We start from the raw sequence: 23,828 nt of genomic DNA, 5'->3' as shown, positions 1-23,828 counted from the left end.
CCATAATTTACAGCATTAACACTCGTAAATAGGAATTCAGATGAAAAAACAAACATTTTTAGGGACAACCATACTTGCGTTAATGCTGATGCTCTCTGGTTGTCAGTCTGCTTATTATTCGGCAATGGAAAAAGTAGGTGTTCATAAGCGTGATATTTTGATTGACCGCGTTGAAGAAACAAAAGACTCACAACAAGAGTCTCAACAAGAATTTCAATCAGCACTTGAGCGTTTAACTACACTCATTAATTTTGATGGCGGTGAGTTGCAAGATGCTTACAATCAACTTAATGACGATTACGAGTCAAGCCTTCAAGCGGCAAACGAAGTATCAAGTAATATTAATAAAGTTGAAGACGTAGCAGAAGCTTTATTTGATGAGTGGAATGATGAGTTAGAGCAATACAAAAGTGCCTCACTTAAGCGTGAAAGCAGCAAAAAGTTAGCAGCAACACAACGTCAATTCGACCAGTTACTTCGCTCAATGCGCAGCGCCGAGAGTAAAATGGAGCCGGTATTATCATCTTTAAAAGACAACGTATTGTACTTAAAGCATAACTTAAATGCGCAAGCGGTAGCGGCTATCAAAGGTGAATTTACTAACTTAAAGCGCGATATTCAGTTATTAATGAATGATATGAACAAATCGATTGAAGACTCAAATAAATTTATTGAGCAAATGAATAAATCCTAAATATTTAACCTATTAAACTGAGCCCGCTAAAAATAGCGGGCTTTTTTATACACACTTTTTGTTACTTTTTTGTCCTTTTTTAGCAAACTGCTTTTGTTACACTTTCAGTAAGATAAAAATAACAACTAAAAATGAATTATGAAAATACATACACTTAGCTTAATCATCGCCTCCAGTGTGCTCGTTGCATGCAGCACTGCGAATAATATTGAGGTTATTGCTGGCCCTAATACCGTTATTCCACTTCATCAACAAGGTGAGCAAGCTGGGCGCTACCACAACCTCTACCCAGGCAAAAAAAGTTATCCTGTTAGCTGTGAAACTGATTGCTACCCAAAAAACAATAACTTAGTTTGTGAAACAGAGGCTGAAAACTGCCAATATCAAGGTCAGCAAAAAAATCCGCAGGTTAATGCGGGCTTTACTATTCGTTGGCTCGGACACGCAGGCTTTGTGATCAAAACCCCGAATGGCCAACAAGTTGTGTTTGATCCCGTAAAAGAGCAATTTGACTCGCCTATTGATTTAGCTTTTCGCCTTACTTCAGGATTTTATCGCAAGCCTGGCGACTGGCTCACAGACAATGAATTGAAAAACTTAGTCGCCGTTATGTATTCTCACATTCACTACGATCATTTCAATAAAGCCGATATTGAAGAAATTGGTAATCAGCCTCGCTACCTAACCCCCCTTGGTATGGCTGATAACTTTCCAACAGGTGGCTTTAACATTAGTGAAATGGCATGGTATGCAAAAACTAAAATTGATGATTTAACCATTCATGCGCTACCTGCGCATCATTTTAGTAGTCGTGTTTTAGTGCCTTTTATTTATGAAGATAACAATAAAGACCTATGGAATGGCTGGTTACTTGAGCAAAGTGGCAGCACTTTATTTTTTGCAGGCGACACTGGTTATTCAAAACACTTTAACGATATACAGCAAAAATATGGCGATATCGATGTGTGCTTAATGCCTATTGCCTCTTATTACCATAAAGAGAACGGCAACTGGTACCGTTATGTACATACCACTCCTGAGGATGCATTAACCGCAGCACAAGCGCTTAACTGTAAAGTAATGATACCGTGGGGCTATGGTAACTCAAGTTGGAAGATGGGCGATCACAGCAGCCACTCTGCACTACTGCGCTTATTGCATATGCATAAAAAAATGAACTCGAAGATACCTCTGTATATTTTAAATGAAGGTGAAAGCATCCAGCTTTAATTAGTCATTTACGCAAAATACGTTTACATAATTAGTAATAACCCCCTCACTGAACTATCTTTAATTAACTAAACAGTCAGGGGGTTTTATGTTTCTTGTGCGACTCATTTACGCCAGTAAAATAAGTAGTGGTTTTGGGCCTGAAGATATAGAAAATATTTTACAAAGTGCGCGAACCTACAATGTAAAAACAAATGTCACCGGCATGTTATGTTTTAGTAATGAGTACTTTTTACAATGCCTTGAAGGCTCCAGAACCGCTGTTAATAATACCTATCAACAAATATTAAATGACAAACGCCACCACAATGTAATTATGCTCAACTATACCCAAATTCCCGAAAGAGAGTTTGAAACATGGTCAATGGGCTATGTGCCGCAATCACAGCTAACCGAATTACTTAATCTAAAATACTCGGGTAACATTGACTTTAACCCTTTTAAAATGTCGGGTGAAAGCGCGCATTTATTAATGTTGGCATTAAAAACAAGCATAACTGGGGCAATAAGTTAATATAATAAATACAACTATGAGATTGTTTTTAATTGCTATTTAAGCCAAGCTAAATCATCTTTAATTGATGAGCTTATTAATGAAAAAAACACTACTCGCTTTTAGTTTACTTTTCACCCAACCACTTATGGCTATTGAAGTTAGTTATACATCAACAGCTATTATTATTGATGGTGTCTCTGAAAGTACATGGGATAGCGCCACATGGCATCCTATGCCGCACCTAATGGATGGCGCACTTCCCTCATCAGATGCCGATTTTAAAGGCCGCTACCGTCTTCTATGGGATGAAAACTACTTGTATTTACAAGCAGATATTAGTGACGATGTGCTGATTGATACTCACCCAAATCCAACTGATAAATACTGGGATGATGATGCCTTAGAAGTGTTTATAGATAGTGACGCATCGGGCGGGAATCATCAGTTTAATCATACCGCGTTTGCTTATCACATTGGTCTTGATAACCAAGCAGCCGATTATGGCCCTGATAAAAAAGCGCATTTATATACCGACCACTTAGTTAGTAACTGGAAGCGTAATACCACTGCGCCCTATAACATCACGTGGGAAGTGGCGATAAAACTCTACCCGAATGATTATCAACAAGGCGCACAAAACACTCCGCTTAAATTAACTGAAAAACACGTTATTGGCTTTATGCTCGCATATTGCGATAACGACGGCAGTAAAGTTCGTGAGCACTTTATGGGCTCACACGAAGTAAAGCCAGTGAACGGTGACAGAAACCGTGGATTTATAGATGCAGATGTATTTGGGAAAATCACCTTGCTACCGAAAGTAAGTAATCACTAACTAATAATTGATAACGAAGGTTGGGTTGAGCTAAGCGAAACCCAACAAAAATACCCTATTAACAAAAACAGAGACTTTGCAATATAGATTATTTAATTCTCAAGCACGTTTTTCCTTATATAAAGAGCGCTGCGCCCTAATAAAGCTAATTTCAGCCACCCTTTTGCTCATGATTAATAATTTTAAGAAGCAAATCAATTCTGCGATTTGTTTTTTTGGTCTGCTCCCTAATCATTCCCTGCACCACAGCTGAAGCAAGGAAAATAAAACATATTATTTGAAATATTTCAGTTTCAATATCATAGAAGCTATTAGCAATTGATAACAAAATAAAGGGTAAAAAGATTGATATGAGATCTTTCAAGCCCCAATCATTTTTTCCTAACGTTTCAAATTCATCTTTATATTTTTGCAGTTCAGCAATATGTTCTATCTCTAGTTTTGCCATAATTTCATTTTCGGTATTCACACTAGCTCACACGCACATAGTAAATATAGCTTTGATAATAACTTAATACCTCTTTTAGGTTCAATATTAAAAACTGTTTAACAGTATCGAACCAACTGCGATGCTTTAACCTGTGGACTTACGCTCTTCTCTGGCTAACTATTATCCACAAAAAAGCCGCTGTATTTTGCAATACAGCGGCTTTTAAAATCATGATTCTAAATTAATAGATTATGACTTTGGCGCACGACCCGCACGTTTACGCTCATTTTCAGTTAAATGACGTTTACGAATACGAATGTTCTCAGGTGTAACTTCTACTAACTCATCATCAGCAATAAACTCAAGCGCTTGCTCAAGTGAATAGTTAAGAGCTGGTGTTAGTGTTTGTGCTTCATCGGTACCAGATGCACGAACGTTAGTAAGTTGCTTACCTTTAAGCGCATTAACTGTAAGGTCGTTATCACGGCTATGAATACCGATAACCATACCTTCGTATACTTCAACACCGTGACCGATGAATAAACGGCCGCGCTCTTGTAAGTTAAATAATGCGTTAGTTAGTGCTTTACCTGTTGCATTTGCAATCATTACACCGTTCTTACGAACACCTAGCTCGCCACCTTTGTGCGGACCGTAGTGATCGAACGTATGGTAAAGTAAACCAGAACCCGATGTTAACGTCATGAACTCAGTTTGGAAACCGATTAAACCACGGCTTGGGATCATAAAGTCCAAACGCATACGGCCTTTACCATCTGGGGCCATATCAGTAAGCTCACCCTTACGAAGACCAATTTGTTCCATGATAGAACCCTGGTGCTCTTCTTGACAGTCAATTGTTAGTGTTTCATACGGTTCTTCTAACACACCATCAACAGTACGTAAGATAACTTCTGGACGAGATACCGCTAACTCGTAACCTTCACGACGCATGTTCTCGATTAAGATACCTAAGTGTAATTCACCACGACCCGATACACGGAAGCTATCTGGGTTATCAGTGTCTGCAACGCGAAGTGCAACGTTGTGTACTAATTCTTTGTCTAAACGCTCACGGATATTACGTGATGTTACAAACTTACCTTCTTTACCACAGAAAGGTGAGTTATTTACAGAGAACGTCATCGTTACTGTTGGCTCATCAACACTTAGTGGAGGTAATGCTTCAACGTTGTTAGGACAACAAAGCGTATCTGAAATCTTAAGCTCGCCAAGACCCGTTACCGTTACGATGTTACCAGCGTAAGCTTTGTCAGTGTCAATACGCTCAAGACCTAAGTAGCTTTGTACTGAACCAATTTTACCGTTACGTTTAGACCCGTCAGCGCTAATAACCGTAACTTGTTGGTTAGGTACAACTGAACCGCGTTTGATACGACCAATGCCAATTACACCTTTATAAGAGTTGTAATCAAGCTGTGAGATCTGCATTTGGAAGTCACCTTCAGGATCTGCATCCGGTGGTGATACTTCGTCAACGATCATCTTGAACATAGGTTCCATGTTATCAGATGCTTCGTCTAAATCTAATGTAGCCCAACCATTGATTGCTGATGCGTAGATTACTTTAAAGTCTAACTGTTCATCAGTTGCGCCTAGGTTATCGAATAAATCAAAGATTTGATCCATAACCCAATCAGGGCGAGCACCTGGCTTATCAATTTTATTGATAACAACGATTGGCTTTAAGCCTTGCGCGAATGCCTTTTGCGTTACGAAACGCGTTTGTGGCATTGGACCTTCCTGAGCATCAACAAGTAGTAATACTGAGTCAGCCATCGAAAGTACGCGTTCAACTTCACCACCGAAGTCGGCGTGTCCAGGAGTATCTACGATATTGATATGGTAATCATTCCATGAGATAGCGGTGTTTTTCGCTAAAATGGTAATACCACGTTCTTTTTCAATGTCGTTTGAATCCATCACGCGCTCTTCATTACCGCCGCGTGTTTCTAATGTACCTGATTGCTCAAGTAGTTTATCAACCAGTGTTGTTTTACCGTGGTCAACGTGGGCGATAATTGCTATATTTCTTAACTTTTCGATGCTCATATATTCACTCAGAGAAATTGAATCTCATTGATCCTGCAGGGGCTATACGTTCTCACCTGCGCTTTCACGAGATGTCCCAGCATAGGATTTAAAAGGGCGCATATTATCCCCTATAAATGGAATGGATGAAAGTTTATCCAAAATAAAATTTCAAACTTTCGCAATAAAATAATTAACCCATTGTTTTAAAATAATTAATTATGATAATTAATTTTTAGATATTTATATAAAAAGATGGTTTTGGGTTAATTTAAAGCGACTTTACTGCGTATTTTGCATTTTCTTTGTGCTAGTCTAAGGTGATTAATTTACAAGCAATTATTGCTTTGTAAATATTGCACCATTTTGGAAAAATTACGCACTAAGATGGTGCTTAATCTATATCACCTTTATTTTATTTATATTTTTTTACATAAAAAACAAATAATTATAATAGTGGCACAAAATCAGCTTGTAGATATTCAACGTATCTAAGCAGCAATAATAAAACCCAATAGTTGGAGGACACATGTCACAATCGGTTTTAGATTTTATTAAAGAAAATGACGTTAAGTTCATTGATTTACGCTTTACTGACACAAAAGGTAAAGAGCAACATGTTTCTATTCCTCATCATCAAGTTGATGAAGACTTTTTTGAAGATGGAAAGATGTTTGACGGTTCTTCAATTGCTGGCTGGAAAGGCATCAACGAATCAGACATGGTGTTACTACCAGATGCAGATTCAATTAAACTTGACCCTTTCACAGAAGAAACAACCCTAATCGTTCGTTGTGACGTGGTTGAACCTTCTACATTACAAGGTTACGAACGCGACCCTCGCTCAGTTGCTAAGCGCGCTGAAGAATACATGCGCTCTACGGGTATTGCTGACACCGTTTTATTTGGCCCAGAACCAGAGTTTTTCGTATTTGACGATGTTAAATACAAATCTGACATGTCAGGTTCAATGTATAAAATTGATTCTAAGCAAGCAGCTTGGAACTCAGATAAAGAATATGCAGATGGCAATACAGGCCATCGCCCAGGTGTTAAAGGCGGTTACTTCCCAGTTGCACCTGTTGATGATTTCCAAGATTGGCGTTCTGCAACGTGCCTAGTTTTAGAAGAAATGGGTCAAGTTGTTGAAGCGCATCACCACGAAGTGGCGACTGCCGGTCAAAACGAGATCGCAACGCGTTTTAATACTATGGTGTTAAAGGCCGATGAAATCCAAGAAATGAAATATGTTATCCACAACATGGCTCACCTTTACGGTAAAACGGCAACATTTATGCCTAAGCCGGTTGTTGGTGATAACGGTTCTGGTATGCACTGTCACCAGTCTTTAGCAAAAGATGGCGTAAACTTATTCGCAGGTGATAAATACGGCGGACTTTCTGAAGATGCACTTTACTACATTGGCGGTATCATCAAACATGCTAAAGCGATCAACGCTTTTGCTAACGCGTCAACTAACTCGTACAAACGTTTAGTACCTGGTTTTGAAGCTCCGGTAATGCTTGCATACTCGGCTCGTAACCGTTCGGCGTCAATCCGTATTCCAGTTGTGCCATCTGCAAAAGGTCGTCGTATCGAAGTACGCTTCCCAGATCCAACAGCTAACCCATACCTTGCTTTCTCAGCAATGCTTATGGCTGGCCTTGACGGAATTAAAAACAAGATCCACCCTGGCGATGCTATGGACAAGGATTTATACGACTTACCAGCTGAAGAAGCGGCAGAAATTCCAACAGTAGCCTCATCATTAGATGAAGCACTAGCTGCACTTGATTCAGACCGTGAATTCTTAAACCAAGGTGGTGTATTCACCAATGACCTAATCGATGCTTACATCGCACTTAAGTCAAAAGAAGTTGAAAAACTTAACATGACAACTCACCCTGTTGAGTTCGAAATGTACTACAGCTGTTAATTTATTAACCGATAAATAATGTGTGTTTTAAGCCCGCTTTGCGGGCTTTTTTTATGGTAAATTTAACGGTTCTACACTAAAGTGAAGTTAGTTTAAACAATGCAGGATAGCTGGATGGTAGGTAAGATTTTGTTGCTATTAATAGCTTTAATGTTAAGCCTTAATAGCCATGCGAGCGATAAAAAAATTTACGCATGGAAAGACAAAAATGGGGTGTTGGTTTTTTCAGATACTCCTCAGCCTGGCGCTAAAGAGGTTAAACTCACGAGCCAACATCTCAGCATGCCCGCTACAAACACCGATATTCTTGATACTGCTCCTACTAAAACAGCAGTAAAGTTTAGTATTAGTATTTCATCGCCTGAACCAAACCAAACTATCAGGGAAAACACCGGCTCTGTGTATGTCTCTACCCGTATTGCCCCTCGATTTGAAGCTGGATTTACCATTGGTTTATTTTTAAATGGCGTTGCCATTGGTGAACCTAGTGACACCACTACACTGGCGTTAAGAGATGTGGAGCGAGGCCAACACACACTGCAAGTTAAACTTTATAATAAACAAAATCAGGTAATTGCAACCAGTCCTGAAAGTGTATTTTTTATGCACCGTAAAGGCCTTAACATAGGTCGATAATTACAATTAAGTACGCGTGTTTAGCGTATATTTTCTAAAAACCTTGCCTACCTTCCCAGGCGCACTAAAATGGTGCAATGATGATTAATAAAACACATTTTAGCCCAGAGCTACTGAATATAATTTGGCAAAACCAAACAACCGCCCTGATGTTACTTGATGAAAGCTTTCAGCTTATTTACGCTAACACCAGTGCCAGTGAATTACTTGGCTTAGGCGAAAAACGTTTGCTAGGACAAGCATTCGACGATTTATTTAACTACCATTCTATCGACTTAAAACGCATTGCACAGTACTCGTTAGTTGATGGTGTAGACTGCCACCAGCACAGGGCTGACGTGGTGTTTATCGATTCTCGCCATGCAAAATTAGCGGTGAGTACTCGGCGAATAAAACATAACGACACCTATTATATTTTATTTGAATGTCGACAAACCGATGACGAAATAAAACATGACCAAGTCTCAAATCAAATGCATCAATACCAAGCTGCACGTAACTTAATTCGCGGTTTAGCCCATGAAATTAAAAACCCGCTGGGTGGAATTCGCGGGGCGGCGCAATTATTGCAGTATGAGGGTGATCAACAAGAAAGAGATCAATGTGCAGAACTGATAATTGAACAAGCCGATCGGTTGCGTGAATTAGTTGATAGACTCCTTGGGCCTAACCAACTACCGCAAAAATCGTATGGCAATATACATCAAACATTAGAGTCGGTTGTTAAACTCAGTACGTTAGATAACAACCGCGATATTCGGTTAGTTAAAGACTACGACCCGAGTATTCCTGATGTCTATATTGATCAGAGCAAGGTTCAACAAGTGGTGCTTAATATTGTGCGTAATGCGCAACAGGCATTGGTGGATGGTGGCGAAATAAAAATAAAAACACGGATTAATTATCAGCATCGTCGCCCGGGAAAAGCCCCTAAAAAGGCATTGCTTATTCAAGTAATGGATAACGGCCCAGGTATTGATGCTAATTTACGCGACACCTTATTTTACCCTATGACCACTAATAAAGAAGGTGGCTCGGGACTTGGATTATCTATAGCGCAAACCTTGATTGATCAACATGATGGCTATATCGAATGCGATAGTTGGCCAGGACATACTGAATTTAATATTTATCTGCCATTTACAGATTAATACTTTGGAGTTTGCATGAAAACAGCTTGGCTTGTAGATGATGATGCCTCAATTCGCTTTGTACTAGAAAAAGCACTGACTCGCGCAGGGTTTGAAGTAGAAAGCTTTGCAGATGCGCAAAACGTTCTTAATGCACTAAAATTTAGTCAACCCAGTGTGTTAATTTCAGATGTAAGAATGCCGGGGATGGACGGGATGGCGTTACTTGAGCTGATAGCTGAGCAAACCCCTGGCCTACCCGTTATTATTATGACCGCACACTCTGATTTAGACTCAGCGGTTAATGCTTTTCAAAAAGGTGCGTTTGAGTACTTAGCTAAACCGTTTGATTTAAATGAAGCCGTTGCGCTAGTGGAAAGCGCCTATCGTGCTAATTCGACCAAAAAAACCAAACGAAAAAGCGCGCCACCCAAAAGCGCTCATATTATTGGCGAAGCCCCTGCTATGCAGGAAGTGTTTCGTGCTATAGGCAAACTCTCAGCATCCAGTATGAGCGTACTCATCAATGGTGAATCAGGTACCGGTAAAGAGTTGGTTGCCAGCGCCTTGCACAATCACAGCCCGCGTAAAGAAAACCAATTTATTGCTCTTAATATGGCCGCTATTCCTAAAGAGTTAGTTGAGTCTGAATTATTTGGCCATGAAAAAGGCGCTTTTACGGGGGCCGATAGCGTGCGTAAAGGGCGCTTTGAACAAGCCAATGGCGGTACCTTATTTTTGGATGAAATAGGTGATATGCCACTTGATGTACAAACCCGCTTGTTACGCGTATTAGCCGATGGCGAGTTTTACCGCGTTGGCGGCCATCAAAGTATAAAAGTGGATGTGCGCATCATTGCTGCCACTCACCAAAATTTAGAAGAGCTGGTAAAACAAGGTAAGTTTAGAGATGACTTATTTCATCGTTTAAACGTGGTTCGCTTACGCTTGCCGGCTCTACGCGAGCGCCCCGAAGACATAGAACGCTTAGCGCTACACTTTTTACATAAAAGTGCAAAAGACCTGCAAGTAGATAGTAAAGTACTTAGCCCTAAAGCGATTAAACAACTGTGTTTATTTAATTGGCCAGGAAATGTTCGCCAGCTTGAAAACACCTGTCGATGGTTAACCGTAATGGCACCTGGGGAGCTGATTGGTGAGCAAGATTTACCCCCTGAAATTATTGATAATGCCGCCGCAACTCAAGAAGGCGATTGGCTAGATTCATTTCAGCAATGGCTTAATCAAGAGTTTAAACAAGGTAAAGAAAATATTTGGCCGGATATTCAAGCCCAGCTGGAAACCCGCTTAATAAAAACAGCACTCGCTAATTGTTCAGGCCATAAGCAAGAAGCCGCGGTAAAAATTGGTTGGGGTCGCAATACGTTGACCCGTAAATTAAAAGAGCGCAATATTAGCTGATATTTTATAAGGCTAGCGCCCTAGGTTATTGATGAAGTTAATTGAAAACATCCCTTTGTTTAAGCAAATGGAAATTATAAATCGCTTAGAATTCTTTAAAGAGTTCACGCTTAATGAACGTCAAATTCTTTTAGAGTCGTTTGGATTATTATACTTAGTAAGTAAAAATCAGTTTTTATTTAAAGAGTTTGATAATGACAAGCGACTTTTTATTGTCCTCAGTGGCTCTTTGATGGTGTTTAAGCATAGTCACCTACTGAAACTGGGTAGTATAGAGCCTGGTGAATTTATTGGTGAGGGCGCGTTTATTAATAACCGAGAGCGCAGCATTAATGCACGCGCCAAAGAAAATGCCATCGTACTGGCTATTACTGCCGATGCCCTTACCCGCCTACCTAATGTTATACGCGAAAAAATTAAAGACCGTATTATTGAAGGAATGAGCCTGCGCATAGCTAAACTAAGCGAACATATAGAAACCCACGGTTAAATCAGTCCATATAAACAATTTGTAGTGAGCAATCAAGCCAACCAGGGGTGTTAACGCTTGCGGTATATGTGTAGGTATCTGACGGCTTGGCGCCAAAGGGGGTATTTACAAGCGGCTGCGAATGACTGTATGTTTGCGAATAGTCTTTAAAATAAACAACAACATAACCATATAAATATTCCCAGTTTAGCCTCACGATTGCGCCACTTGGTAATGTAAGCTCAACAGCTTCATTTGCAAATTTGACTGCTAAATCATTGTATTTATCTTCGCTGCAATGAGTTGTTCTCAGCTGTTTAGGCATAACAAAATTTCTATTGGCATCAGCATTTTTTAAATAAAAGCCTATATTGCCATCACCATAAAAATGATTTGAACGACTTGTATAATTAACTTGTGGCGCGTACCCTAGCTCTTGCATTATAGCTGCAAGTTGCTCCGTCTCTTTGGGGTAAATTTTATCGCTTGAGAGTAGTAATGTGGCCTCACCAAAATCTGATGGGATTGCTAGTTCTACATATTCATAGGGAAGAGTTTGTGCATTTAGTGCAGCATCTAGCTGGTTGCGCTGTTCACCTTGCAAGTTTTCAATAAAAACATAAACAGTAGGTCGCTGGCACGCAGCTAATAAAAACACCAATACACATATTAAAATTCCATTTTTCATTATCACCCCCGATCGATTACAAGTGTAGTCTATAAGGGGTGATTTAAAATGGCAATTTAATTTATTTGGTTATTTAACCATGCATCAACACTCTGGCGATTATAAAGTACTTCATTAAATAAACGATGTCGTTCAAATACCAGCTCGCTTTGTTTGGTTTTAAGCCCGCTGACTAACTGACTATGGGTGTCATTAAACTTGGAGATAACTGAAAAACCACGTTCAGTGTCTTCTTGTACCTGCTGAGCCAAATGCTTTCTAACATCATCAGCAGTTAACATATCTGAATTGTCTAAGCCCATTAGCTCTTTTTTCATCGCTAATCTTATGCCCATGTTTTACTCCACTGTTTATATTCAATCTCTTTTTACGACAGATATTGGCAATAAGCGCGCCAATGTGTAATTTTTTTCACGCGAAGTGTAGTCTTGAATTACTTCAGTTTTTTTAAAGACAAATGAAAGAGGTAAAAAGTTTCATAAAAAATGCACAATCATCGCATCTAACAAACGCACTTTGGTGCAAAATAACCAGCTAGCCTTTATACTACAGCTAATGCCACCCCCACAGAGAAACATGATGAACGAAGAATATATAGAAATTGAATTAGAAGAAGAGCCTATAGAGCTTTGTAAATTATTAAAAGTATTAGATCTAGTTGAAGGTGGTGGCCAAGCAAAAAATCTAATTAGCGGTGGCTATGTAGGTGTTAACCATGAAATTTGTACAATTAAACGGAAAAAATTATACAGTGGCGATGTTCTTACATTTGATGGCGAGTTGTTCCAACTGACGCTAAGTGAAGATGCAACTCCTGCAGAGCGTCCTGTTATTGATGAAACAGTTACAGCAGAAAAAGCCGCGCCCGTAGCAACAACAGAGCCGGCTAAAAATAAGCGCAAACGTACTAAAAAACCTAAAGTGGATGAAAAAACGGGTCGTCGTCCTATTTCGTTTGGCTAACATTCGCTTACGTCATATGTGTTATTAAAAGCCAGTTTGCATCACTGGCTTTTTTATTCTTTAATAGAATATCAATAATAAAAAATCGATGCTTACATGTCAGAAAACACTGCAAACCGCTGGATAAAACCCGTACTCATCACCGCCCTGTTATGGAATATATTAGGTGTTTTTGCATTTATCATGCAGCTATTATTAACACCCGAAATGGTAAGTAAACTCCCACAAGAACAACAACTTGCTTATAACAGCCAACCTCTATGGGCTACTTTAGCGTTTGCTATTGCAGTATTTGGCGGCGCATTAGGGTGCGTACTTTTATTATTCAAAAAGTCACTAGCCACATTAACATTAATAATCTCTTTGGCAGCGGTTTTAGCTCAGCAATACTATAATTTTATGATTATTAATAGCATCAGCTTGTTTGGCGTTAGCGCTATTTTTATGCCTATTGCAGTGACCTTAATTGCGATTGCATTGGTGTATTTAAGTTTCCACTTAAAACAACAGGACTACTTTAAATAACACTTTTTTGAGTTTAGTTTTGTGGCCAATTATTACTCAGAGAATCCCTTGAATTTTAACTTTTGGCCTTCATCTCTATTTATATAACAGTCAAAAAAATTACACTGCATGGTATTTTTTTATCATGGTACACAGTTTGCAAACTACTACAGAGGTCACTTTTTCAAGAATATCAATCTAATTTATTGAAGGGACAAATAATGAAAAATAGTTTCGACACCCAACAACAGCTTACTATCAATGGCGAGCAATATCATATTAACTCGCTCATGGGACTTGGCGATAAAGTCAAACGCCTGCCTTTTTCGTTAAAAATATTACTAGAAAATTTATTGCGTAATGAAGATGGTGTGAATATTAAAGAGCAAGATATTCAGGCACTACTAGATTGGGATCCAAAGGCTAAGCCCTCGGCCGAAGTAGCCTTCACCCCTGCCCGCGTAGTAATGCAAGATTTTACCGGTGTCCCTGCTATTGTTGACTTAGCCGCCATGCGTGATGCGATGGAAAAACTTGGTGGCGATCCTGCAAAAATAAATCCGCTTTCTCCGGCTGAACTGGTGATAGATCACTCAGTACAAGTGGATGGTTACGGTAAAGATGGCTCATTCGACTTAAATTCAAAACTAGAATATGAACGTAATAAAGAGCGATACGAATTTTTACGTTGGGGTCAAACTGCATTTGATAATTTAAAAGTGGTGCCACCAGCCACAGGTATTGTCCATCAAGTAAATTTAGAGTATTTAGCCCGCGTAGTATTTAATGATACAAAAAACGGTAAATCGTTAGCTTATCCAGATACACTGGTTGGTACTGATTCTCACACAACCATGATCAACGGCTTAGGCGTACTCGGTTGGGGTGTAGGCGGTATTGAAGCCGAAGCCGCAATGCTTGGCCAACCTATTAGCTTGCTTATTCCACAGGTTGTGGGTGTTAAATTAAATGGTCGCTTACCTGAGGGCACTACAGCAACCGATTTAGTACTTACTGTTACTGAAATGCTGCGTAACCACGGTGTGGTAGGTAAGTTTGTTGAGTTTTATGGTGACGGGCTTGCCGACTTACCACTGGCCGACAGAGCGACTATTGCCAACATGGCACCGGAATATGGCGCAACCTGTGGTATTTTCCCTATTGATGATGAAACGATTAATTACTTACGCTTAACTAATCGCGATGAAAAGCAGCTTAAACTGATTGAAGATTACGCAAAACATCAAGGTTTATGGCGTAATGATGGCGATGAAGCACATTATACTGATAAGCTAGAACTAACTTTAGATGATGTAGTACCAAGTCTTGCTGGCCCGAAACGTCCACAAGACAGAATCACACTGGATAAAGCCGGTGATGTTATTGGTCAACACTTAAAAGACTTCCAAGACGAACGTATGGCACGTCGAGATAAAAGCGATGAAGAGCAAGCGCGTATTGAAAGTGAAGGCCCTACTACCAATCCTGACGAACCCACTGATGAAGCGCAGTTTATGGGCGCAGCAAAAGTTAACTTTAATGGCCAAGAGTTTGAATTAAACGATGGCGCCTGCGTCATTGCTGCAATCACAAGCTGTACTAATACCTCTAATCCAAGCGTAATTTTAGCGGCAGGATTAGTGGCTCAAAAAGCACGTCAATTAGATATTAATGTAAAACCTTGGGTTAAAACGTCTTTAGCACCAGGTTCGCAGGTGGTTACCGATTACCTTGAAAAAGCAGGGTTAATGGATGATCTTGATGCGCTTGGTTTTAACTTAGTTGGTTATGGCTGTACCACCTGTATCGGTAACTCAGGCCCATTAGCGGATGAAATTTCAGAAGCTATTCAAAAACATAAACTAATTGTAAGCTCTATTTTGTCGGGTAACCGTAACTTTGAAGGGCGTATTCACCAAGACGTTAAAATGAACTTCCTCGCGTCGCCACCACTTGTAGTAGCTTATGCTATAGCAGGTAGAACCGATATTGATGTATACAACGAACCACTTGCGCAAGATAAGCATGGTAACGATATATACCTTAAAAATATTTGGCCAAGCGTTAAAGAAGTGAGTGAGCTTGTAAAAAATACGGTAACTAAAGAAATGTTCGAAAAAAGCTACGCCAATGTTTACGATGGCGACAGTCGCTGGCAAAAAATTCAAATACCTGATGGTAAGCTTTACGATTGGGATGCTGCCTCGACTTATATTAAAAAAGCGCCATTCTTTGATGGTATGAGTGTTGAACCGCCGGGGATCCCAAAAATAGAAGGTGCGCGCTGTCTAGCTAAACTAGGCGATTCAGTGACTACCGATCATATTTCACCAGCAGGTGCGATTAAAGCGGAGGCACCCGCAGGACTTTATCTACAAGAAAATGGGGTAGAAAAAGCACAGTTTAATTCTTATGGTTCTCGCCGTGGTAATCACGAAGTGATGATGCGTGGTACATTTGCTAATGTGCGCCTTAAAAACTTACTTGCCCCCGGTACTGAGGGCGGTGTCACTCGCACTCAACCTGACGATAAGCTAGAGAGTATTTATGATGCGGCAATGGCATATCAAGAGAGTGGAACACCATTAGTGGTTCTAGCAGGTAAAGAATATGGTACCGGCTCCTCACGAGATTGGGCTGCAAAAGGTTCATTACTACTCGGTATTAAAGCTGTGATAGCACAAAGCTATGAGCGTATTCACCGCTCGAACCTGATTGGTATGGGCGTATTACCTTTACAATTTAAAGAGGGTGAAAGCCATGAATCATTGGGCTTAACGGGGCAAGAACAATTTGATATTCAAGGTTTATACGACAAAACCGACGAAGTCAGTGTCATTGCCACTAACAGTGAAGGTAAACAAGTTAGTTTTAGTGCCGATGTGCGTATTGATACCCCTAAAGAGTGGGATTACTACAAACATGGCGGGATTTTGCAGTACGTATTACGCGATATGCTCGACTAACTAGCCATTAAACAATGGTAGCTTAAAAGCCTAGCTCAGCAATGAGCTGGGCTTTTTTACATTCGCTATAGAAGTAAATATTGATACACCCTTGCGCTAAATCAATGTTGCTCTATCAAGATACCATACACTAAGAAGACACGCTGCGCAGAGGTCGCCATGTCTTCAATAGTAATGATAAGACTACTTAAAACATCTATTTTGCTTGGATTATGCCTGATTGTGACGGGCCATGTATTAATTGTATCGAGCTACTTTACCAGCCAGTACGGTATTAAAGGCATTATTACTGCAGCAGCGTGCATTGCAATTGGTGTGTTTTTATCACTGCCAACTAAAATTTATTTAACCATATTATTAATGGAAGCAGAAAAGCGCTACTTGAAATCGCAGTAACCCCCTAGGGCTAAAAGCCGCTGAAACTTTCGACTTCTTTACTGCGTTGCTCAATTCTCTTTTTGGCTTTTTCAGCATCTTCAAACAACTTATTAATTGACTCACTGTTGTATATTTCAGGCGCTCGCTGAGGAAAAGGTTTTGCCGCAGATTTAGCACTGCCACTTAATATAGCCGTATCTTCGGCTACCACAACATTAATATCTGCGGGATCAAGATGCACTTCAATACTCTTGCCATTTTGATTTGGCACATCGGAGAAATGCCACTGTCCTTGCTCATCTTGCCACTTATAAATTTTACTTTGAGAGTCAGATGCTAACGGTGACGATGTGATTTTATCTCCTACTTTTTTAAGCTCAAGTGTGAGCTGTTCGAATGTATTAGATGAAAGCGCTACCACTTTATCTTTAATAGAAAAAGATTCATTTTTAATCAATGAGCTGGTTAGCCAAGGTTGCCCATTTGGCTTTTTAAGATAAAACAAAGAGATAAGAGCAATGACCATTACTGATATTGCTAAGTAGGTAAAGTATTTCATAGCGTTCCTGCTGTAAATTTAATCCTTTATTATCATTAATATAATAAAAAAACAGCAGTCAGGCAATTATTTTCCACAAAATAAAAACGCAGCTTTAGCTGCGTTTTTAAATTTATAGCTTTGAATAATAAGGTAATTAAATTCCATCACCATCAATATGCAAGCCACACTCACGGTTCAGCCCAAAAAAGCGGGTTTCTTCTTCGCTCATTCCTGGCTCTAATTTACGCGTAGTGTGTACATCACCCATAGACACATAACCTTGCTCCCATAATGGGTGGTATGGCAGATCATGTTTAGTGAGGTATTGGTACACATCACGATTATTCCACTCAATAATAGGGTACACTTTTACTGTACCCCGGCTTATTTCTAAAACTTGTTTTTCAGCACGGCTCGACGATTGATCTCGACGCAAGCCACTAAACCAAGTGCTCGCGTTAAGCTCTTTTAAAGCACGCGTCATTGGCTCTACTTTATTGAGCTGGTTGTATTGCTTAATACCTTCTTCACCAAGCTCCCATAGTTTTCCAAATTTAGCCTCTTGCCAAGCAGGGCTCAACTGCGCTTTATACACTTTTAAATTAAGTGATAAACGCTCGCTCATCTGATCGATAAACTGATAGGTCTCTGGAAATAGATAACCCGTGTCTGTTAGTACAACTGGTATATCGGGGCGCTGTGATGTCATTAAATGCAACATTACCGCTGCTTGAATACCAAAACTCGATGATAAAAACGCGGTGTCAGGCAAGTGCTCTAACGCCCATGCAACGCGCTGCTCAGCACTCATGTTAGCCAGCAAACCGTTCGCATCAGCTAACATAGCCTGTTGGCTTTGCTTATCTAGCTGTAATATGTTTTTAAATTCACTCATGGTCAATTTTAAACCTCACCAGCGCGGTGCGCTGCTTTTAAATTATGCGTAAAAATCGGTAACAGATACTTTTACTTCTGCAACAATACCCTTGCGAATAACAAAATCACCAAAGCATTCGCCTTCATTGCGCTCACTAACCCATTGCCCAATCAGCTTATCAAATGCCTCTAGGTAAACTTCTTCGCCCACATTTTCAAGATAAAGCTTAGGGATACGCGTACCCTCCGTATTCCCGCCAAGGTAAACATTGTACTTACCTGGGCCTTTACCTACTAATCCAGCTTCAGCTAGCATGGCACGACCACAGCCGTTAGGGCAACCAACCACACGCATAATAATGCTGTCATTTGGTACTCCATGCTTAGCCAATAAGCCTTCTATTTTTTCAATTAAACTCGGTAAGTAACGCTCGGCTTCAGCCATCGCTAAAGGACAAGTGGGCAGTGACACACACGCCATTGAGTTTTTACGTTGCTCAGTGTCTTTGTCATCAATCAAACCGTGTTCACGCGCTATTTTTTCAATGATTGCTTTTTGATCCGCAGGCACACCGGCAATAATTAAGTTTTGATTGGCGGTCATGCGAAAGTCACCTTGATGGATTTCTGCAATCTTACGACACCCTGTTTTCAGTGGCTTATTGGGGTAATCTAAAATACGACCACTTTGAATAAAGAGCGTTAAGTGATGTTTACCGTCAATGCCTTCAACCCAACCAATACGATCCCCTCGATGAGTAAACTCATAAGGGCGGCTTGGTGCAAAACTCACGCCTGCACGTTTTTCAACTTCTGCTTTAAATACACCAGACCCAACACGGTCAAGTGTGTATTTAGTTTTTGCGTTTTTACGGTTAGAACGATTACCCCAATCACGCTGAACAGATACCACGTGCTCAGCAATTTTTAAGGTATCTTCTAGGCTAATAAAGCCAAAGTCGTCCGCTTTACGCGGGTAGGTTGCTGTATCGCCATGGGTCATGGCAAGGCCACCCCCTACTAGCACGTTAAAACCAACTAATTTACCGTTATCAGCAATCGCCACAAAGTTTAAGTCGTTTGCATGAACATCCACTTCATTATTTGGTGGAATTGTTACAGTGGTTTTAAACTTACGCGGTAAATAAGTTGAGCCTAAAATTGGCTCTTCTGTGGTTTCGCTTTTTTCGCCATTGAGCCAAATCTCTGCATACGCTTTGGTTTTAGGTAATAAGTGCTCAGAAATCTTTGCCGCCCACTCATACGCCTCCTGGTGTAACTCAGACTCAACAGGGTTAGTGGTACAAAGTACATTTCGGTTCACGTCACCGGCAGTTGCAATAGAATCAATACCCACGCTATTAAGTAATTGGTGCATACCTTTAATTTCAGGTTTTAATACACCATGAAACTGAAATGTTTGGCGCGTAGTTAAACGAATACTGCCATAGCTGGTTTTCTCCCCAGCAAACTTATCAATTGCTAACCATTGCTCGGGCTTAATAATGCCGCCAGGCATACGCGCACGCAGCATGACATTATGTAGTGGTTCTAGCTTTTGCTTAGCACGCTCAGGACGAATATCGCGGTCATCTTGCTGGTACATGCCATGAAAACGAATTAACTGGAAATTATCGGCAGTAAAACCACCGGTAATTTCATCTTTTAAATCTTGCGCTATAGTGCCGCGTAAAAAGTTACTTTCTCTTTTTAAACGTTCGTTATCAGAAAGCTTTACGGTTTTATCTTGTTCGCTCATTTTAAATCCTAAATTTGTTACAGTGACGGCTGTTAGCTTTTAATAAAATAAACAACGTGCACTTAATACACGTCTTTCTGATAGCGATTTGCGCTACGCAAATCTTTTAAGTATTGATCGGCTTCTTCATTACTTTTGCCGGTATTTTCTGTGATGATATCAATTAAGGCATTGTGTACATCTTTAGCCATACGGTTTGCATCGCCACACACATAAAAATGAGCACCCGCTTCTAACCAGTCAAATACTTCTTTTGAGTTTTTACGTAACTTGTCTTGCACGTAAACTTTTTCTGCTTGCTCACGGCTAAACGCCACATCTACTTTACTCAATAAGCCTGATTTTAAGTAACCTTGAATTTCTACTTGGTATAAAAAGTCTTGGGTAAAGTGTGGGTTACCAAAAAACAGCCAGTTTTTACCCGTAGCCTCTCGCGCATCACGTTCTTGTAAAAAAGCACGGAACGGTGCAATACCTGTACCTGGCCCTACCATGATAATCGGTGTGTCATCATTTACTGGTAAGCGGAAGTTGTCGTTATGTTCACTAAATACTTTTACTTTACAGCCTTCTTGCGCACGGCGTGCTAAATAGCCTGAACAGCCACCTAAATGCTCTGTGCCAAACGCTTCAAACTCAACCAATGCAATAGTTAAATGCACTTCGTCCTCAACCTCGCTTTGGCTAGAAGCAATTGAATATAAGCGCGCTTGCAGTTTACGTAGGCAATCAACCAGTGTTTGCGCCTCTAATTTAGCTGGGTTTTGTGCAACCACATCAAAAATTTGGCGAGGCTCAATATATTCGCGCATTGCGGCTTTATCTTCCACAAGCTTAAGAAGTTCAGGCGTGCCTGTAGCCGTGGCATATTTTTCGACAAAACCAGGGTACGATTGTGTCAGCTCTAGTTTTTCAATTAAGGCATCACGCACGCTAAGTTCTTCATCGCCAAGTTTAACGCGGCTAGTTGGATCAATTTGCGTTTGCGCTAGTAGCTCATCTACACGGGCTTCATCATTTAAAAAGTAAATGCCTAACGAGTCACCCGGCGTATAGGTAATGTCAGAGCCTTCAAGTGAAATTTCAACATGGCGTACATCTTTGGTTGAGTCACGACCGGTAATTTTTTGCACTAAGCTTAGCTCTGCCGCAAACGGGTTTTGCTTAGTGTATTGGCTAGCCGCTGTCGTGGGCGAGCCAAATGGCATTGATACAACTTGGCCGCCTGTGGTATCTTGCTGAGCTTTTAAATCTGGTTCAAACGCATTTAACGCGCCCTCAATCCAAGTGGCGGCTTCGTCATCGTAATCAACGTCTAGGTCGGCACGTTGATAAATAACCTCTGCACCGAGTTTAGTTAAACGCTCTTCAAAGTCTTTAGCGGTTTGACAGAAAAATTCATAGCTAGAATCACCTAAACCTAATACCGCGACTTTAACGCCATCAAGCTTTGGCGCTTTTTTGGTAATTAAAAATTCGTACAGTGTTTCAGCGTCTTCAGGTGGCTCACCTTCACCATAAGTTGATACAACAACGGTTAAAAACTTTTCTTTTTTCAATGCGGTTGGCTTGTAATCTGACATGCTAACCAGCTTTGCAGCTAACCCACGAGATTCAGCTTGCTCTTTAAGCTTAGTCGCCACCGCTTTCGCGTTACCTGTTTGTGAACCATACAAAATAGTAAGTACTGCTGCCTCAGAGGTTGCCGGTGTACCTGCAATTGGCGCACCTAGCGCTGCTGAATTAGCATTAGCAGCCAAATAGCCGCTAACCCACGCTTGCTGAATTGGATTAAGCTCAGCCACTAAACCTTGTAGCTTTTGTACTTGCTCTTGCGAAAGCGGACTTGCTAGCGCATTGAGTTGACCTAACAACATGAATTTTTCCTCATAACCCTGAACGTTAAACACAATGCTTGTTCACATTGTTTAAAATGAGTGCCACCTCATTCAGAAGGTTCTGTTGAGGTTAATTGAGTATGCAGGATAGCCGTCTAAGCATAGATAAAAAAAGAATAGAATCTGCTTTGATATTCCATTTAGTTATTAATCTAGTTAAAAACCAGTGAAATTAACCTAAAGGGTTTTTATTGCCTTTTATGAAATTCTAATTTAACAATTTTGTAACCTTTATAATCTAATGTATATTGCTTAAAACTATAAAATAGGAACACCTATGTTACACGGCATATATAAAAAAAAATTACTTTTGAGCGCGTTGTTATTGAGCTCTTTGCCTGCGATGGCTAATGTGGTTAATGGCAACTTTGAACAATGGACAGGCAACACCCCACAAGCATGGACGGTGATTGATAGCGGTATTAACGTATCTGCCAACAGCGCAGTCGTGAGTACAGGCTTACAAGCAGCAGCGATTAGCGTAAATACTGGCACACAAAGTAACACTGACTTTTTACAGCAAGTCACGGTGGAAATGGGTGAAACTTATGAATTTTCAGTGGATGTGTATCATACCGAAGGTCATCTTAAGGCCCGTTTGTTCATAGATGGTTATCAAGGCTATTCAAATCCAGCACAAACCAATCAATGGCAAACCATAACTTACAGCTATACCGCTGATAGTAGTAAAACGATTGATGTCGGTTTACGCTTTTACGATACAAGCGGCTTTGATGGTAGTGAGTTAGTTTATGTTGATAACTTCTTACCTAATAATGACAGCAGTGATTCTCCAAGCTGCGCAGATAACAGCCTTACTTTTAACCTAACCACAGATAACTACGGCAAAGAAACCAGTTGGCAAATAACACACAACCAAGCTGGTATGGTTGCAAGCGGCAGTGGTTATGCCGCAAATACTCAATACACCGAACAATTATGTTTAACCAATGGCGACTATACATTTACTATTAACGACAGCTACGGCGATGGTATTTGTTGCTCATTTGGCAGTGGCAGCTACGCCTTGAATAATGAAGCCACATTGCTTGCCAGTGGATCAAGCTTTCAAGCAAGTGAGTCTACCGCATTCTCATTAGGTGCAACTCAGCCAACACCGACGCCAACCGGCTACTATGTTACAACTCAAGGCTTAACTGGCTACACGCTAAAAACTGAGCTTTATAACATTATTAATAACCATAACGCTCAAGGGTATTCTGCTATTTGGAGTTTTTACGACGCATCAGCACGCGATAAATACTTTGAAAATGATAACAGTATTTTAGATATGTACAGTGAAAAGCCAAATGGAGTAGATAGCTACACTTATACCGCTGTAAGCGATCAGTGTGGCACCTACAATAGCGAAGCCGATTGTTATAACCGCGAGCATTCATTTCCTAAAAGCTGGTTTGGCGGCACCATAGAACCAATGAACTCTGATGTTCATCATATTTACGCCACTGACGGCTATGTAAATTCAAAGCGTAGCAACTTCCCGTTCGGTGAAGTGGCCAGCGCTACGTTTACTTCAACCAATGGCAGTCAATTAGGTTCTGCAAGTAGTGCGATTAATTACACTGGTACTGTATTTGAGCCTATTGATGAATTTAAAGGTGACTTTGCTCGCGCTTATTTTTACATGGCTACACGCTACCAAAACGTAATCGGCTCTTGGCAAAATAACACTACGGCTAGTAATGCCGTACTTAACGGCTCTAGTAACCAAGTATTTGAAAATTGGGTCGTGGCTATGTTGTTAAAATGGCATAACAACGACCCCGTTAGCCAAATGGAATTAGACCGCAATCAAGCAGCGTTTGAATTTCAGGGAAATCGTAACCCGTATATCGACCACCCTGAATTTGTAGAAATGATTTGGTAAAAGGGCTCCGGGCTCCGGGCTTCGGGCTTCGGGCTTC

The 23,828-nt window shown here is 40.4% G+C and carries 22 protein-coding genes; 14 read left to right on the top strand and 8 right to left on the bottom strand.

Going from position 1 to position 23,828, the window contains the following annotated elements:
* Positions 1-40: 40 nt before the first annotated feature.
* From L641_RS0103910 to L641_RS0103895, 4 genes are all read left to right on the top strand, one after another.
* The gene (locus L641_RS0103910; RefSeq protein ID WP_013463802.1) at positions 41-694 is read left to right on the top strand and encodes a DUF2959 domain-containing protein; all 654 of its coding nucleotides are present in this window, start codon (positions 41-43) and stop codon (positions 692-694) included.
* A gap of 138 nt (positions 695-832) precedes the next feature.
* Positions 833-1,924 carry an MBL fold metallo-hydrolase gene (locus L641_RS0103905; RefSeq protein ID WP_013463801.1) on the top strand — a complete coding sequence of 364 codons (1,092 nt, stop codon included), beginning with the start codon at positions 833-835 and terminating at the stop codon, positions 1,922-1,924.
* A gap of 88 nt (positions 1,925-2,012) precedes the next feature.
* Complete coding sequence (locus L641_RS0103900; protein WP_016900061.1) at positions 2,013-2,438, top strand: BLUF domain-containing protein; 426 nt, start codon at positions 2,013-2,015, stop codon at positions 2,436-2,438.
* Between the two features lie 79 nt (positions 2,439-2,517).
* Positions 2,518-3,255 (top strand): CBM9 family sugar-binding protein, encoded by a 738-nt coding sequence (locus tag L641_RS0103895; RefSeq protein WP_024601188.1) that lies wholly within the window; start codon positions 2,518-2,520, stop codon positions 3,253-3,255.
* A 151-nt stretch (positions 3,256-3,406) separates the two neighbouring features.
* On the opposite strand, the gene L641_RS0103890 is transcribed toward L641_RS0103895, so the two are convergent.
* Both L641_RS0103890 and typA read right to left on the bottom strand, forming a co-directional pair.
* A complete protein-coding gene (locus tag L641_RS0103890) occupies positions 3,407-3,724 on the bottom strand; it encodes a hypothetical protein (protein ID WP_016900062.1) in 318 nt (105 codons plus the stop codon).
* Positions 3,725-3,934: 210 nt separating this feature from the next.
* Positions 3,935-5,758 (bottom strand): translational GTPase TypA, encoded by a 1,824-nt coding sequence (gene typA, locus L641_RS0103885; protein ID WP_013463797.1) that lies wholly within the window; start codon positions 5,756-5,758, stop codon positions 3,935-3,937.
* 508 nt (positions 5,759-6,266) lie between these two features.
* Between typA and glnA the strand changes: the two genes are divergently transcribed.
* The 5 genes from glnA (at position 6,267) to L641_RS0103860 (ending at position 11,351) form a co-directional block, all read left to right on the top strand.
* Positions 6,267-7,673, top strand: a complete 1,407-nt coding sequence (glnA, locus tag L641_RS0103880; protein ID WP_013463795.1) for a glutamate--ammonia ligase — start codon at positions 6,267-6,269, stop codon at positions 7,671-7,673.
* 114 nt (positions 7,674-7,787) lie between these two features.
* Entirely contained in the window at positions 7,788-8,309 is a 522-nt protein-coding gene (locus tag L641_RS0103875; RefSeq protein ID WP_024601187.1) for a DUF4124 domain-containing protein, read from the top strand.
* Between the two features lie 80 nt (positions 8,310-8,389).
* Complete coding sequence (gene glnL, locus L641_RS0103870; RefSeq protein WP_013463793.1) at positions 8,390-9,460, top strand: nitrogen regulation protein NR(II); 1,071 nt, start codon at positions 8,390-8,392, stop codon at positions 9,458-9,460.
* Positions 9,461-9,475: 15 nt separating this feature from the next.
* A complete protein-coding gene (gene ntrC / locus L641_RS0103865) occupies positions 9,476-10,861 on the top strand; it encodes a nitrogen regulation protein NR(I) (RefSeq protein ID WP_010391999.1) in 1,386 nt (461 codons plus the stop codon).
* A 31-nt stretch (positions 10,862-10,892) separates the two neighbouring features.
* Positions 10,893-11,351 carry a cyclic nucleotide-binding domain-containing protein gene (locus L641_RS0103860; RefSeq protein ID WP_024601186.1) on the top strand — a complete coding sequence of 153 codons (459 nt, stop codon included), beginning with the start codon at positions 10,893-10,895 and terminating at the stop codon, positions 11,349-11,351.
* Between the two features lies 1 nt (position 11,352).
* On the opposite strand, the gene L641_RS0103855 is transcribed toward L641_RS0103860, so the two are convergent.
* Both L641_RS0103855 and L641_RS0103850 read right to left on the bottom strand, forming a co-directional pair.
* Positions 11,353-12,018 (bottom strand): hypothetical protein, encoded by a 666-nt coding sequence (locus L641_RS0103855; protein WP_024601185.1) that lies wholly within the window; start codon positions 12,016-12,018, stop codon positions 11,353-11,355.
* Positions 12,019-12,074: 56 nt separating this feature from the next.
* Entirely contained in the window at positions 12,075-12,353 is a 279-nt protein-coding gene (locus L641_RS0103850; protein WP_013463790.1) for a hypothetical protein, read from the bottom strand.
* A 244-nt stretch (positions 12,354-12,597) separates the two neighbouring features.
* On the opposite strand from L641_RS0103850, the gene L641_RS0103845 reads away from it, so the two are divergent.
* The 4 genes from L641_RS0103845 (at position 12,598) to L641_RS0103830 (ending at position 16,847) form a co-directional block, all read left to right on the top strand.
* Positions 12,598-12,981: an RNA-binding S4 domain-containing protein gene (locus L641_RS0103845; protein WP_013463789.1), complete on the top strand. Its 384-nt coding sequence runs from the start codon at positions 12,598-12,600 to the stop codon at positions 12,979-12,981.
* 96 nt (positions 12,982-13,077) lie between these two features.
* Positions 13,078-13,506 (top strand): hypothetical protein, encoded by a 429-nt coding sequence (locus L641_RS0103840; RefSeq protein ID WP_013463788.1) that lies wholly within the window; start codon positions 13,078-13,080, stop codon positions 13,504-13,506.
* Between the two features lie 200 nt (positions 13,507-13,706).
* Positions 13,707-16,451: an aconitate hydratase AcnA gene (gene acnA / locus L641_RS0103835; protein WP_024601184.1), complete on the top strand. Its 2,745-nt coding sequence runs from the start codon at positions 13,707-13,709 to the stop codon at positions 16,449-16,451.
* 159 nt (positions 16,452-16,610) lie between these two features.
* On the top strand, positions 16,611-16,847 hold the full coding sequence (locus tag L641_RS0103830; protein ID WP_024601183.1) for a hypothetical protein: 237 nt from the start codon (positions 16,611-16,613) through the stop codon (positions 16,845-16,847).
* 10 nt (positions 16,848-16,857) lie between these two features.
* Here the strand turns inward: L641_RS0103830 and L641_RS0103825 are convergent, their stop codons facing one another.
* The 4 genes from L641_RS0103825 to L641_RS0103805 form a co-directional block, all read right to left on the bottom strand.
* On the bottom strand, positions 16,858-17,388 hold the full coding sequence (locus tag L641_RS0103825) for a DUF4124 domain-containing protein (protein WP_024601182.1): 531 nt from the start codon (positions 17,386-17,388) through the stop codon (positions 16,858-16,860).
* 136 nt (positions 17,389-17,524) lie between these two features.
* Positions 17,525-18,265: a phosphoadenylyl-sulfate reductase gene (locus tag L641_RS0103815; protein ID WP_013463784.1), complete on the bottom strand. Its 741-nt coding sequence runs from the start codon at positions 18,263-18,265 to the stop codon at positions 17,525-17,527.
* Positions 18,266-18,307: 42 nt separating this feature from the next.
* Positions 18,308-20,005, bottom strand: a complete 1,698-nt coding sequence (gene cysI, locus L641_RS0103810; RefSeq protein WP_024601181.1) for an assimilatory sulfite reductase (NADPH) hemoprotein subunit — start codon at positions 20,003-20,005, stop codon at positions 18,308-18,310.
* A gap of 62 nt (positions 20,006-20,067) precedes the next feature.
* A complete protein-coding gene (locus L641_RS0103805) occupies positions 20,068-21,882 on the bottom strand; it encodes an assimilatory sulfite reductase (NADPH) flavoprotein subunit (RefSeq protein WP_024601180.1) in 1,815 nt (604 codons plus the stop codon).
* 298 nt (positions 21,883-22,180) lie between these two features.
* On the opposite strand from L641_RS0103805, the gene L641_RS0103800 reads away from it, so the two are divergent.
* Positions 22,181-23,791, top strand: coding sequence for an endonuclease (locus tag L641_RS0103800; protein ID WP_024601179.1), 1,611 nt, complete (start codon positions 22,181-22,183; stop codon positions 23,789-23,791).
* The last annotated feature ends 37 nt before the right edge of the window (positions 23,792-23,828 follow it).

Origin of the sequence: Pseudoalteromonas sp. TB41, from assembly GCF_000497975.1 — a bacterium.
GTDB lineage: Bacteria > Pseudomonadota > Gammaproteobacteria > Enterobacterales > Alteromonadaceae > Pseudoalteromonas > Pseudoalteromonas tetraodonis.
The sequence above is the reverse complement of the archived record's forward strand: the minus strand, read 5'-3'. Positions and strand labels throughout refer to the sequence as shown.

What these genes read in the sequence shown, in the direction of transcription:
- L641_RS0103825 (WP_024601182.1), bottom strand. Translation starts at nt 17,388, where the DNA reads ATGAAATACTTTACCTACTTAGCAATATCAGTAATGGTCATTGCTCTT.
- L641_RS0103840 (WP_013463788.1), top strand. Translation starts at nt 13,078, where the DNA reads ATGTCAGAAAACACTGCAAACCGCTGGATAAAACCCGTACTCATCACC.
- L641_RS0103860 (WP_024601186.1), top strand. Translation starts at nt 10,893, where the DNA reads ATGAAGTTAATTGAAAACATCCCTTTGTTTAAGCAAATGGAAATTATA.
- L641_RS0103875 (WP_024601187.1), top strand. Translation starts at nt 7,788, where the DNA reads ATGGTAGGTAAGATTTTGTTGCTATTAATAGCTTTAATGTTAAGCCTT.
- L641_RS0103895 (WP_024601188.1), top strand. Translation starts at nt 2,518, where the DNA reads ATGAAAAAAACACTACTCGCTTTTAGTTTACTTTTCACCCAACCACTT.
- glnA (WP_013463795.1), top strand. Translation starts at nt 6,267, where the DNA reads ATGTCACAATCGGTTTTAGATTTTATTAAAGAAAATGACGTTAAGTTC.
- L641_RS0103800 (WP_024601179.1), top strand. Translation starts at nt 22,181, where the DNA reads ATGTTACACGGCATATATAAAAAAAAATTACTTTTGAGCGCGTTGTTA.
- L641_RS0103850 (WP_013463790.1), bottom strand. Translation starts at nt 12,353, where the DNA reads ATGGGCATAAGATTAGCGATGAAAAAAGAGCTAATGGGCTTAGACAAT.
- L641_RS0103845 (WP_013463789.1), top strand. Translation starts at nt 12,598, where the DNA reads ATGAACGAAGAATATATAGAAATTGAATTAGAAGAAGAGCCTATAGAG.
- L641_RS0103815 (WP_013463784.1), bottom strand. Translation starts at nt 18,265, where the DNA reads ATGAGTGAATTTAAAAACATATTACAGCTAGATAAGCAAAGCCAACAG.
- L641_RS0103855 (WP_024601185.1), bottom strand. Translation starts at nt 12,018, where the DNA reads ATGAAAAATGGAATTTTAATATGTGTATTGGTGTTTTTATTAGCTGCG.
- L641_RS0103830 (WP_024601183.1), top strand. Translation starts at nt 16,611, where the DNA reads ATGTCTTCAATAGTAATGATAAGACTACTTAAAACATCTATTTTGCTT.
- L641_RS0103910 (WP_013463802.1), top strand. Translation starts at nt 41, where the DNA reads ATGAAAAAACAAACATTTTTAGGGACAACCATACTTGCGTTAATGCTG.
- acnA (WP_024601184.1), top strand. Translation starts at nt 13,707, where the DNA reads ATGAAAAATAGTTTCGACACCCAACAACAGCTTACTATCAATGGCGAG.
- typA (WP_013463797.1), bottom strand. Translation starts at nt 5,758, where the DNA reads ATGAGCATCGAAAAGTTAAGAAATATAGCAATTATCGCCCACGTTGAC.
- cysI (WP_024601181.1), bottom strand. Translation starts at nt 20,005, where the DNA reads ATGAGCGAACAAGATAAAACCGTAAAGCTTTCTGATAACGAACGTTTA.
- ntrC (WP_010391999.1), top strand. Translation starts at nt 9,476, where the DNA reads ATGAAAACAGCTTGGCTTGTAGATGATGATGCCTCAATTCGCTTTGTA.
- L641_RS0103900 (WP_016900061.1), top strand. Translation starts at nt 2,013, where the DNA reads ATGTTTCTTGTGCGACTCATTTACGCCAGTAAAATAAGTAGTGGTTTT.
- glnL (WP_013463793.1), top strand. Translation starts at nt 8,390, where the DNA reads ATGATTAATAAAACACATTTTAGCCCAGAGCTACTGAATATAATTTGG.
- L641_RS0103805 (WP_024601180.1), bottom strand. Translation starts at nt 21,882, where the DNA reads ATGTTGTTAGGTCAACTCAATGCGCTAGCAAGTCCGCTTTCGCAAGAG.
- L641_RS0103905 (WP_013463801.1), top strand. Translation starts at nt 833, where the DNA reads ATGAAAATACATACACTTAGCTTAATCATCGCCTCCAGTGTGCTCGTT.